The organism is Psychrobacter arcticus 273-4 (genome assembly GCF_000012305.1).
GTDB lineage: Bacteria > Pseudomonadota > Gammaproteobacteria > Pseudomonadales > Moraxellaceae > Psychrobacter > Psychrobacter arcticus.
In genome coordinates, this window is sequence record NC_007204.1 from 400,989 (window position 1) to 413,389 (window position 12,401).

Genomic DNA, 12,401 nt, shown 5'->3' on the forward strand with positions numbered 1-12,401 from the left:
CAGGCATAAAAAAACAGCCACCTTTCGATGACTGTTTATTTATGCCGATGTTTTATAGACAGTTATTGAGAGTAGTTGCTTGGAATAACGACTTTATGAATTTATGATTTGATTACTTTGAGCAAGCAGCAAAGGCAGCTTTAAAATCAAATAAATAAGCGCCTATCAACGTGTGGCTGATAGGCGCTTATCTAATAGGCACTTATTTAATAAATGCTTTTGATCCACTGCAAGACAGCAGATCATTGGTGATCTAATTACTTAGTTTTACGCGGTGGTAGACCGGTATGCTGAGTTTGGAAGTTGCCTTTACTCACATTCTTTTTGCTACTAGCGCTTTTGCCCGCAGTACCTTTATTTGACCAGCTATCAGCTGATTTATTGCTACGTTTCACCGAATCATTACCCAGACGGCTGTTCTTCTTACGCGCTGATTGGTAGCTGTCTTGCGCGGCATCACGACCTTCTAAGCTTGCGTTAAATGGCGGTATTAAGCAGCCACGATTTTTACCAATCAAATCACCGCGACCCATATCTTGTAGCGCTTTACGCAGCATCACCCAATTTTTTGGATCGTGATAACGTAAGAAAGCTTTGTGCAATTTGCGCTGCTTACCAGATTTAACGATATCCACATCACCTTCATCACGGCTGATTTTATGAAGTGGGTCTTTATGAGTGTGATACATGGTGGTCGCGGTCGCCATCGGGCTTGGGTAAAATGCCTGTACTTGGTCAGCGCGGTAGCCATTGCCTTTTAACCATAGCGCAAGATTCATCATGTCTTCATCTTTGGTACCCGGATGGGCGGCGATAAAGTAAGGAATCAAATACTGCTCTTTGCCCGCTTCTTGGCTGTACTGCTCAAACATGGCTTTAAATTTGTCATAATTGCCCATGCCAGGTTTCATCATTTTTGATAACACGTTTTCTTCCGAGTGCTCAGGGGCAATCTTGAGATAACCACCGACGTGATGGCTAACCAATTCTTTGACATATTCAGGGTCTTTAATCGCCAAATCATAACGTAGACCAGAGGCAATAAGGATTTTCTTCACGCCTTTAATATCGCGCGCTTTACGATAAAGCTGGGTCAAATTACTGTGATCGGTGATTAGGTTTTCGCAGATATCAGGATAGACGCAAGACGGTTTACGGCAATTTTTCTCAATAGTTTCATCTTTACAGTTAAGACGATACATATTGGCGGTTGGACCACCAAGGTCAGAGATAACACCGGTAAAGTTTGGGGCAGTATCACGAATCGCTTCGACTTCACGTAGGATAGATTCTTCTGAGCGGTTTTGAATAATGCGTCCTTCGTGCTCGGTGATAGAGCAAAAAGTACAGCCCCCAAAACAGCCACGCATGATATTGACCGAAAATTTAATCATATCGTAAGCAGGAATACGCGCATCGCCATAGCTTGGATGCGGTAGGCGAGCATATGGCAAGTCAAACACATAATCCATCTCTTCCGTTGATAAAGGAATCGGTGGCGGATTGAGCCACACATCGATAGAGGTATGTGAATTACCCGCGCCGCTGCTATGACGTTGTACCAGTGCCCGAGCGTTACCCGGATTGGTCTCAAGGTGCAAGATGCGGCTGGCATGCGCATAAAGCACAGGGTCAGATTTGACATGCTCATAATCCGGCAAGCGAATGACGGTTTGCTCACGTGGCGGCATCTTTATCTTATGCTTGCGCGCTGTCATCGGTTTATTGAAGCCGCGCATTTGTACGACTTGCGTCTCTTCATCGACTTGGTCAGTATTCAAGATTTTATTGGTCACTGGCTCAGACACGAATCCTGGATATTGCCCTGACATTCCTGACAAGGCTTGCCCAACTGGTGAGTCGCTAGGTTTATCTTGTTCGATTGAACACAGGTCAAGATCTTCAGTCATCACATAGGGGTTGATAATAGGATCAACACGACCAACGGTATCGACATCATTACTGGCAACTTCGGTCATGCCCGCTTGCCAATGGCGGCGCGTCGGCGTGAGCAGGTACGCTGTACCGCGCAAATTGCTCATTTGCTCAAAGCTATAGCCTTTTGATAAACCATGTACCACATCGACGATGGCGCGCTCGGCATTACCATATAATAAGACATCGGCACGGGCATCAAGCAAAATACTACGGCGTACTTTATCTGACCAATAATCATAATGCGCGATACGGCGCAGGCTACCCTCGATACCACCTAAGATAATTGGCACATCAGGATACGCTTCACGGCAGCGCTGGCTATAGACGATAGCCGCGCGATCAGGGCGTTTGTCTGCGACATTACCAGGAGAGTAGGCATCATCACTACGAATCTTACGATCAGCCGTATAGCGGTTAATCATGCTGTCCATGTTGCCTGCCGTCACGCCATAAGCGTAGACTGGCTTACCAAGTTCCATAAAGGCATCTTTACTCTTCCAATCTGGCTGAGCAATGATACCGACGCGGAAGCCTTGTGATTCTAGTAAGCGCCCAATAATCGCCATACCAAAGCTTGGGTGATCGACATAAGCATCGCCCGAGATAATGATGACGTCACAGGCATCCCAGCCAAGCTCATCCATCTCTTTACGACTCATTGGCAAATAAGGCGCAGGCTCGTAGCAGCTTGCCCAATGTTTGTCGTAGTCGTAAAGGGGTTTGGTGCCTTGTTTAAAGGCGGTGCGGGCGATGGTATCGGCAGACATGGGATAACCTTAATCAGAAAAAATGCATATATATAATAGCCATTATTGATAACGGTAGTTAATGGCTAATTTAAAGGCGCTCATTTTAACATGAATCGTACTCATGATGTCATAAAGGATTGAGGATAAGTTGTTGATAGCGTAAGTAATCTACAAACAACCAAGGTTGCTAAGAATCTAGAAACCTTGGTTGTTTATTCAGGATTGCTGCAGTAAATTTATTGATCGAGTAACTGTAAAGGGAAGGTAATCACATCAAAGGGAAGGTAATCACATCAAAGGGAAGATAGTCAGATCAAAGGGAAGATAGTCAGATCAAAGGGAAGATAGTCAGATCAAAATTGGATTTACGGTATCTGCCCATCATTTCTGTTAGACGTTATTCATCGTTTATATCGAGCATTTAAAAGAATAGAAGCGTGTTTATCTCTAGCCAAATTGCATTGTTTTAAAGGGTTGCAACGACAACTGTATCCATCTTAACACTGGTTAATCCAATAGGATTTTAGTCCCGCTCTTAATGAAATTCATCACAAACGGGCTTTTAAAGCTGCGCCGCTCTTTAATAACGTATCGATTTTATTTTAAACTGACTACGGACGATTCAACATAATGTGGAATCGTCCGTTTTTTAAGATGCTTAGATTAAAATCAATCTGTTGAAAGAGAGTTTTAATCTAAATCCTTTTTAAAGCCGCGCTGCTTATCACGTTCCCAATCACGGTCTTTAAGCGTCTTACGTTTGTCATGCTGTTTTTTACCGAGTGCTAAACCAATTTGGCATTTTACCAGCGAGTTTTTCCAATAACAGGACAATGGCACGCAGGCATAGCCCTTTTGATTGACTGCCCCAAATAATTTCTCGATTTCGCGGCGATTGAGCAAGAGTTTACGCGTACGGATACTGTCTGGGCTCACGTGTGTTGAGCTTGATAGCAGCGGCTGAATATGTGCGCCAAATAGAAATGCCTCATTATTACGAAAAATAATATAAGCTTCAGTAATGGTCATTTTACCAGCGCGGATGGCTTTAACTTCCCAACCTTGTAATGACAGTCCTGCTTCAAATGTCTCTTCAATAAAGTACTCATGACGAGCCTTTTTATTGGCACAAATTTGATTTTCCGGTTTTTTTGATTTTTTTGACATAATGTCTCCATAAGGACTGCTTAAATATATCCTGTCCCTATTTTCCTAGTCTTGCTAATTCCTCATCCTAGCCTTTTAGCGAGGTTATTTTTACCAAATAATAAAAGGAATGAGTCGAACTGACTATTGTAACAAAGCCACCGTTGCAAATGTAGCTCCGCTGTTAGGATAAATGTAGCAGATAAGTATTAAGTTTGGATAAAATTTGCTAGCATATAGCTTATTATTACCAACCACATTATTACCAACCACATTGGTCCTGCTATGAGCTCTTCTGCTACTTCTTCAAAATTGCATACCAAGATTTTATACCCTGGCACCTTTGACCCCATTACCAATGGTCATGTGGACTTAGTCACGCGCGCGACCAAATTATTTGATGAGGTGGTGATTGCGGTGGCATCTGGTCACCATAAAAAGCCGTTATTTAACTTTGAAGAACGCGTGGCGTTGGTCGAAACGGTCTTTATTGATTTGCCGCAGGTATCCGTCATAGGTTTTGAGGGTTTGTTGGTCGATTTTATGCGTGAAAAAAACGCCACCGCCGTGTTGCGTGGTTTGCGTGTGATGTCAGACTTTGAGTATGAGTTTCAATTGGCGAATATGAACCGCGAGCTTGATGAGAATTTTGAAGCCGTATTTTTGACGCCTTCACAGAATTACTCATTTATCTCATCGACTATGATTCGAGAAATTGCCAAACTTGGCGGTGATGTAACGAAATTTGTACCGCCTTGTGTTTCCGAAGCTTTTATTCAAAAGCTCGGTAGTAAATAGGTCGCGTATCTGTGTTAGATTGCGTATTTCTTAATAGATAGAAATGCCTGATAGAAAAACAAGGAGCATTCTATGGCGTTGTTAATTACGGATGAATGCATCAACTGCGATGTGTGTGAGCCTGCCTGCCCAAACGAAGCCATCTCAGAGGGCGATGACATTTATGTGATTGACCCTGACTTATGCACCGAATGCGTTGGGCATTTTGATGAGCCGCAATGTGTGGTCATCTGCCCCGTCGATTGTATTCCTCATGATCCCAATCATGTCGAAACCGAAAGTGATTTGATGTCAAAATACAAGCGCATTACTGGTAAATAAAATATGACAACTGTATCAACCAACGATTTTGACCAGCAACATCTCTGGCATCCTTATGCCAGCCTGCCACCGCGTTATCCCAATATCATGATTGACCATGCCGACGGTATTCATATCGTCACTCAAGATGGTACACGCCTGATTGACGGTATGTCGTCATGGTGGGCGAGTGTACACGGCTATAATCATCCCAAACTAAACGCTGCGATTATTGAGCAATTGGGCAAAATGGCGCATGTCATGTTCGGCGGTTTGACCCATCAACCAGCAATAGACTTGGGTAAAAAATTACTGTCAATCGTTCCTGCTGGTATTGATGCGATATTTTATGCCGATAGCGGCAGCATTGCAGTAGAAGTGGCGCTCAAGATGGCGCTGCAGTATCAAATCGCCGCTAAGCGCCCAAACAAGCAGCAGTTTGCTTCAACCCATTCAGGTTATTACGGTGATACGTGGCACGCCATGAGTGTCTGCGACCCTATCAATGGCATGCACAGTCTCTATGGCAAGCAGTTGCCGATGCAGCATTTTGTAGCAGCGCCACCAATGGGCTTTGAGCGTGATATTACTCAAAATGAACGTGATGAATTAACAGCGTTTTTTGCTAAAAATAGCCATCAGCTTGCTGGTTTTATTATCGAGCCAATTATTCAAGGCGCAGGCGGCATGCGCTTTTATAGCCCTGAGTATTTACAGCTACTGCGTCAGCTTTGTTGTGAGCATGATGTGCTACTTATAGCCGATGAAATTGCTACTGGTTTTGGGCGTAGTGGTAAGTTATTTGCGTGTGAGCATGCCAATATTAGCCCTGACATTATGACGATTGGTAAGGCGCTGACTGGCGGCTATATGACTTTTGCCGCGACCTTATGTACACGCTCCATAGCCGATACCATTAGCCAAAGTGATTATTCAGCACTGATGCATGGTCCGACCTTTATGGGCAATCCGCTGGCATGTGCGGTTGCTTGTGCCTCGATTGATTTAATCCTGTCTTACGACATTGAAGCGCGCACGGAAAATATGCATGCACTGATGGTTGAGCAGCTTGCCTCAGCAGCGAAGCTAGAGGGTGTCAAGGAAGTACGTTGTTTAGGTGCAGTTGCTGTTATCGAACTAGACGACGCTGTTGATATGCCGACCTTTCAATCCTTACTTATTGAACACGGCATTTGGGTGCGACCCTTCGGTAAGTTAGTCTATATAATGCCGCCTTATATCATTACTGATAGTGAGCTTATAACTCTGTGCCAAGCGTTATTAAAAGTGGTCAGTATTTATTTAACTCAAACTTCTTTGTCCGCAAAAGGATAGTAAGGATAGCCATGAGCGTTCTATTTATCTCAGGTATCGATACTGATATCGGCAAAACTTATGCCACTGGTATGATTGCCAAAGTGTTGATGCAACAAGGCATTAATGTCATTACCCAAAAGCTGGTGCAAACGGGCGTTGCAAGAGATTTAAGTAGCGGAAAAATGGGCGTTGCGGACGATATTATTACCCATCGTCAGCTGATGGGTATTCCGCTACAGCCGTGTGATGTTGATAATACCACTTGTCCTTATCGTTTTGAGAAGCCTGCATCACCGCATTTATCGGCAAGACTTGCCAGTGATATTCTTAATCCTGATGTGATTACGAGCGCCACAAAAAGTCTGCAAGCAGATTATGAGGTGGTGTTATTAGAAGGGGCAGGCGGGCTACTGGTGCCGATCACTGAGAAATTATTAACCTTGGATTATATTGCTCAAGAAGGCTATCCCGTTATTTTGGTGACTTCCGGTCGTTTGGGCAGTATCAATCATACTCTACTTAGTTTAGAGGCGATAACATCGCGTGGTCTAGAAGTTCATAGCATTGTTTATAACCATATTCATGATAGTGCTGCTCAGACGGATGCTGAGATAGCAGCTGGTACGATAGAATTTTTGCAAAAATATTTAGCTCAATATTATCCAACGGCGCATTGGTTATCCTTACCTGTGCAAGACAATGATGGCTTTAATAATATAGATTATATACTCCCTCAAAACTTTATATAAAGTATCGCTAAAAATAAGCTAAAAAAACTTTCCGAAATCAGGATTTATTTTGCTATACTAGCGCGCTTGGTAGACTAGGCAATCGCCGCTGCACACTGGCAACAGATTGAGCAGGGGAGGAAAGTCCGGGCTACATAGGGCAGCGTGCCAGCTAACGGCTGGGCAGGGTAACTTGACGACCAGTGCAGCAGAGAGTAGACCGCCTTTGTTATCGCAAGATATCATCGGTAAGGGTGAAAGGGTGCGGTAAGAGCGCACCGCGTGGCTGGCAACAGTTCACGGCATGGTAAACTCCACGCGTAGCAAGACCAAATAGGCATCGGCATGGCGCGGCCCGCGTTCGATGCGGGTAGGTTGCTTGAGCGTACGAGCGATTGTGCGCCTAGAGGAATGATTGTCCACGACAGAACCCGGCTTATCGGTTTACCAACCTTTTTAGCAGTTTTTTAAAGGTGTCTCTTTATTAGCTTATCTTTAAAAAGGCACAGCAGTATCGGTTTGGTGTTTTAAAATTGCTCTGATCTTGAATTTAATTCAATATTTTTGCAAAAAAAGCCAATTAGGGGTTGACGTAAGTCACTCATATCGGCATAATACCGAGCCTTAAATGGCGATGTAGCTCAGCTGGTTAGAGCGCATGACTCATAATCGTGAGGTCAAGAGTTCAAGTCTCTTCATCGCCACCATTTATATGCAGTTGTTCAAATTTAAAAAACCAATCCTTTGTGATTGGTTTTTTTTTGCCTGTTTTATAGCTTAGAATAAATAGTTACCCACAAAATTTATATCAGATCTAACCTAGTAAATATTTTATATTTGAAGCTGGCTTGTTTACCCTCATTTATAAAACCAAAGCTTGCTGATAAAATCAACTTACTTTACAGTGGAAAACTGCTAGAATACCCTCACATGCCTGCGCATAGTTATAAGTAATAATCAGCGCTGTGGGCATTTCACTTGCTACAATACGATGTTCGCTTTATATAGTACCCTTGGTGTATTGACCAATATCAACTATGAGTGTTTATTCTATTGTTGCCATCTGACAGCATTTATATTCGTTATTCAATCCTCCATTATTTAGTAGGCGCTTTGTGACTGCATTAGCCAATATTCGTAACTTTTCTATTATTGCCCACATTGATCATGGCAAATCGACGCTTGCCGATCGCTTTATTCAGATGTGTGGCGCGCTGCAAGATCGCGAGATGCAGGCACAAGTCCTTGATTCTATGGATATTGAGCGTGAGCGCGGTATCACGATTAAAGCGCAGTCGGTGACGCTGTATTATGACCATCCCAATGGTGAGCGTTATCAGCTGAATTTTATTGATACCCCGGGCCACGTGGATTTCTCTTATGAGGTCTCACGCTCCTTAGCGGCTTGTGAAGGCGCTTTATTGGTGGTTGATGCCGCACAAGGCGTGGAAGCGCAGTCTGTTGCCAATTGTTATACCGCTGTTGATCAAGGCTTAGAGGTCATGGCAGTTTTAAATAAAATTGACTTGCCACAAGTTGAGCCTGAACGTGTTATTCAAGAGATTGAAGACATCATTGGTATTGATGCCGTTGATGCGCCACGCGTGTCAGCAAAATCCGGTCTTGGCGTTGATAAGTTGCTTGAGGCGTTGGTTGAGTTTATTCCTGCGCCAACAGGTGATCGTGACGCACCGCTGCAAGCGTTAATTATTGATTCATGGTTTGATAATTATTTAGGCGTCGTATCATTAGTGCGTGTACGCCAAGGTACGATAAAAAAAGGCGATAAACTTTATATTAAATCGACCAAAGATGCGCATCTAGTCGGATCAATTGGTGTCTTTACTCCGAAGCCGTTAGATACGGGTATCTTAGAAGCGGGTGAAGTAGGCTTTATTATTGCAGGTATTAAAGATATTGCTGGTGCGCCGGTTGGTGATACGATTACTCATGCCAGTACGCCTGATGTCGATTGTATTCCTGGATTTAAACAGATTACGCCGCAAGTATATGCCGGTATGTTCCCTGTTGAATCTACTGATTTTGAAAAATTCCGTGAAGCGCTGCAAAAATTGCAAATCAACGATGCGTCGCTATTTTTTGAGCCAGATACTTCTGATGCGTTAGGCTTTGGTTTCCGCTGTGGCTTCCTCGGTATGCTGCACATGGAGATTATCCAAGAGCGTCTAGAGCGTGAGTATGACTTGGATTTGATTACCACCGCTCCGTCAGTTATCTACGAGATTGTGAAAAAAGATGGCAGTATTATCTATGTTGATAACCCATCAAGATTGCCTGAACCGAATAATATAGAAGAGTTCCGTGAGCCTATTGCTCGCTGTCAGATTTTAGTACCGCAGGATTATCTGGGTAATGTGATGACGCTTTGTATTGAGCGCCGTGGTGTGCAGGTCGATATGCGTTTTATGGGTCGCCAAGTGCAATTGATCTTTGATATTCCGATGGGTGAAGTGGTGATGGACTTCTTTGACCGTCTAAAATCGGTATCACGTGGCTTTGCGTCACTTGATTATAATTTTGAGCGTTATCAGGTCGATAAATTGGTTAAGGTTGACGTCTTGATTAATGGTGATAAAGTCGATGCACTCGCTATGATTGTTCATGAAACCCAGTCGCGCTACCGTGGTAATGCGCTGGTTAGTAAGATGAAAGAGCTGATTCCGCGTCAGATGTTTGATGTCGCTATCCAAGCAGCGATTGGCAGCCAAATCATTGGTCGTAGTACGGTAAAAGCCATGCGTAAAGATGTCCTAGCTAAGTGTTATGGCGGTGACGTCTCGCGTAAGAAAAAGCTACTCTCGAAACAGAAAGCTGGTAAAAAGCGCATGAAGCAGGTGGGTAACGTGGAGATTCCACAGGAAGCCTTCCTAGCGGTATTGCAGGTAGACTAGATTGTTAATAAATGAATATCATGGCTGTTTTTACGGATGTCATCGTTGGATAAGTAGCTCGCTAATAGGCAATTAAGTATGGATTTTGATTTTAATTTGATTTTAGTGCCATTAACCATTGGCTTGGGTCTTATTTGGCTATTAGATAAGCTGACACTTAAACAACGTAAAACACGGGGTCGCGGTAAAGAGAGCTGGTTGGTACGCTGGGCATATGATTTTTTCCCGGTATTAGCAGTGGTGCTTATTGTGCGCTCATTCTTAATTGAGCCGTTTAATATTCCGTCGTCTTCCATGGTGCCGACCTTATATACAGGCGATTTCATTGCCGTCAATAAGTATGCTTATGGGGTACGTTTGCCGCTGACTTATAATAAAGTAATCGATACCGGTGCGCCTGAACATGGCGATGTGGCCGTTTTTCGTTATCCAGAGAACCCAAGTATTTATTATATCAAGCGCGTCATTGGTCTACCGGGTGATACGGTGAGTTATAATCAAGGTACGCTTGCGATTAATGACGTGCCTGTTGCTACTCAAGCTATGGATTTTGACGCCAATGCAGAGCTGACGTCACAGTTATATTCGGCAGGTCAAGTGGCTCCGGGTCAAATGCTGACGGAAGAGAATGCTGCTGCGATGGGTCAGCAAGAAGAAGGTGACGCACAATACTTTAAAGAGACCCAAGGTAAGCATGAGTATGTCGTGCGCTATTTGAATGGCATGAACAGCTCACAATATGCGCCATTTTTACAGCAACAGTCGCCAGAAGTGGTGAGCTCAGAAGGTAATGAGTGGCGTATTAACGTGCCTGAAGGTCAGTATTTTGTCATGGGTGATAACCGTGATCGCAGCGCGGATGGACGCTTTTGGGGCTTTGTGCCTGATGATAATTTAGCAGGAAAAGCGGTGTATATTTGGATGCATAAGCCGCCAGGTCTGCAGTTACCCACCTTTAAACGTAATGGCGCTATTGATTAATGGCATCAATGCTCTACGGATGGATTTATCGACAAACGTTTTGTGCTAATATTACAGCTATTTAATGTAATGATATCTAGCTTATAAATATGTACTAAAATATAGTAATTTATAAGCATGGTAAGTTACGAATATAGAAAATTTCCCGTTGAGAGGTATTATGGTGCAACAGTTATCTGGCTTATCTACACAGCGCGGTGCTAGTGTCACTAGTATCGTTTTTATTATCATCGCTTTGGGCGTTGCTGCTAAATTAATTGTTGCCATTGTGCCGGCACAAATTGCCGATTATCAGCTGACCAAAACCTTGGGTGCTCAGCTTCAAGAATCTAATAGCAAGAAAGAAACTGCTAAGCAGTTCGTTGTTCGTGTTGATAAGCAGTTGTCTATTAATGCGGATTACGATACCAAGGCTGAAGAGATATTTACCTTTAAAGATAAAAAAACAGGTCAGTTAGCTATTTATAAAAAATATGAAAAAACCCATACGCTCTTTGGTAATATTGATATTGTGAATCGCTTTGAAGGCGATATTGATCCTACAATAGCAGATTAATTCGATTTTTTAGAATCTAAACAGCAACGATTTAACAAGCCAGTACGCTATAAAACAGTTCTCTATGAGCTGGTTTTTTGTATTTAATATTTTTAAACGTTACTATTTGATGAGATTAAATAGTGCAACAAAAGGGATAATCATAAGCCACGCATGAAACCAACTTCGCAGTATCCTCAGGCGGTTCCTAATCCACCAAAAAATAGCCTATCTGATGACACGCTTGTTATTAGTTCAGAATTTATTCAACGCTTAGCAGTATTAACGCGCAAATTGGGTTATGTGTTTAATGATTTAAGCCTAGCAAAGCTGGCACTCACGCATCGCTCGTTCGATAGTAAAAAGAACTATGAACGCTTGGAGTTTTTGGGTGATGCCTTATTGGGGATGATTGTTGGTGAGGCGCTATATCATCGTTATCCGACCCAAAACGAAGGTCGTCTGACCCGTATGCGAGCGACGCTCGTTAGGCAAGAATCTTTAGTCATTATCGCTCAAAATCTAGAGCTGTCAAATCAGCTGATATTGGGGGTCGGTGAACGTAAAGGTGGCGGTCGCAATCGTGCTTCCATATTGGCAGATGCGGTAGAATCATTGATTGGTGCTATTTATCTAGACAGTCAAGATATGAATATCACGCGAGAATGTGTGCTTTCTTGGTATGGGGATTTGATTGATAATGTGAACGATCAAAAAGCCCTAAAAGATGCCAAGAGTCGTTTACAAGAATGGTTGCAGTCGAAGCAATTTGACTTACCACATTACGAGTTGATGGAAACACGCGGCAATGCCCCGCATCAACTATTTGTGGTACGCTGTCAGGTAAACATTATTAACTGTCCTGATATTACCGAATCTGGCGAAAGTCGCCGGATTGCTGAGCAAAAAGCTGCTGAGCTGATGATTAACCAGCTTCATAAGTTGCCAGGTGTGCCCAAAAAACGCCGCTAATAGCTTTTGTAATATGGCCCTGATT

At 43.2% G+C, this 12,401-nt stretch carries 10 protein-coding genes, 1 tRNA gene and 1 other RNA gene; 10 read left to right on the plus strand and 2 right to left on the minus strand.

The genetic code is table 11. The features are described from left to right. Nucleotides 1-257: 257 nt before the first annotated feature. Nucleotides 258-2,705, minus strand: a complete 2,448-nt coding sequence (locus tag PSYC_RS01675) for a YgiQ family radical SAM protein (RefSeq protein ID WP_011279631.1) — start codon at nt 2,703-2,705, stop codon at nt 258-260. 672 nt (nt 2,706-3,377) lie between these two features. Then, nucleotides 3,378-3,854, minus strand: a complete 477-nt coding sequence (smpB, locus tag PSYC_RS01680) for an SsrA-binding protein SmpB (RefSeq protein ID WP_011279632.1) — start codon at nt 3,852-3,854, stop codon at nt 3,378-3,380. A 264-nt stretch (nt 3,855-4,118) separates the two neighbouring features. On the opposite strand from smpB, the gene coaD reads away from it, so the two are divergent. The 10 genes from coaD to rnc all read left to right on the plus strand — a co-directional run bounded on the left by coaD (nt 4,119) and on the right by rnc (nt 12,376). Then, on the plus strand, nt 4,119-4,631 hold the full coding sequence (coaD, locus tag PSYC_RS01685) for a pantetheine-phosphate adenylyltransferase (RefSeq protein ID WP_011279633.1): 513 nt from the start codon (nt 4,119-4,121) through the stop codon (nt 4,629-4,631). Between the two features lie 72 nt (nt 4,632-4,703). Further along, a complete protein-coding gene (locus PSYC_RS01690; RefSeq protein ID WP_011279634.1) occupies nt 4,704-4,952 on the plus strand; it encodes a YfhL family 4Fe-4S dicluster ferredoxin in 249 nt (82 codons plus the stop codon). Between the two features lie 3 nt (nt 4,953-4,955). Continuing rightward, nucleotides 4,956-6,266 carry an adenosylmethionine--8-amino-7-oxononanoate transaminase gene (gene bioA, locus PSYC_RS01695; RefSeq protein ID WP_011279635.1) on the plus strand — a complete coding sequence of 437 codons (1,311 nt, stop codon included), beginning with the start codon at nt 4,956-4,958 and terminating at the stop codon, nt 6,264-6,266. 11 nt (nt 6,267-6,277) lie between these two features. Continuing rightward, complete coding sequence (gene bioD, locus PSYC_RS01700) at nt 6,278-6,997, plus strand: dethiobiotin synthase (RefSeq protein ID WP_011279636.1); 720 nt, start codon at nt 6,278-6,280, stop codon at nt 6,995-6,997. Nucleotides 6,998-7,063: 66 nt separating this feature from the next. After that, an RNA gene (rnpB, locus tag PSYC_RS11275) (RNase P RNA component class A) lies at nt 7,064-7,431 on the plus strand. Between the two features lie 175 nt (nt 7,432-7,606). Further along, a tRNA-Met gene (locus tag PSYC_RS01705) sits at nt 7,607-7,683 on the plus strand. Nucleotides 7,684-8,091: 408 nt separating this feature from the next. Beyond that, nucleotides 8,092-9,888, plus strand: coding sequence for a translation elongation factor 4 (lepA, locus tag PSYC_RS01710; RefSeq protein ID WP_011279637.1), 1,797 nt, complete (start codon nt 8,092-8,094; stop codon nt 9,886-9,888). A gap of 78 nt (nt 9,889-9,966) precedes the next feature. Then, entirely contained in the window at nt 9,967-10,869 is a 903-nt protein-coding gene (gene lepB / locus PSYC_RS01715; RefSeq protein WP_011279638.1) for a signal peptidase I, read from the plus strand. A gap of 160 nt (nt 10,870-11,029) precedes the next feature. Beyond that, nucleotides 11,030-11,425 (plus strand): DUF4845 domain-containing protein, encoded by a 396-nt coding sequence (locus PSYC_RS01720; RefSeq protein ID WP_011279639.1) that lies wholly within the window; start codon nt 11,030-11,032, stop codon nt 11,423-11,425. Between the two features lie 153 nt (nt 11,426-11,578). Beyond that, nucleotides 11,579-12,376 carry a ribonuclease III gene (gene rnc, locus PSYC_RS01725; RefSeq protein ID WP_011279640.1) on the plus strand — a complete coding sequence of 266 codons (798 nt, stop codon included), beginning with the start codon at nt 11,579-11,581 and terminating at the stop codon, nt 12,374-12,376. Nucleotides 12,377-12,401 lie beyond the last annotated feature (25 nt).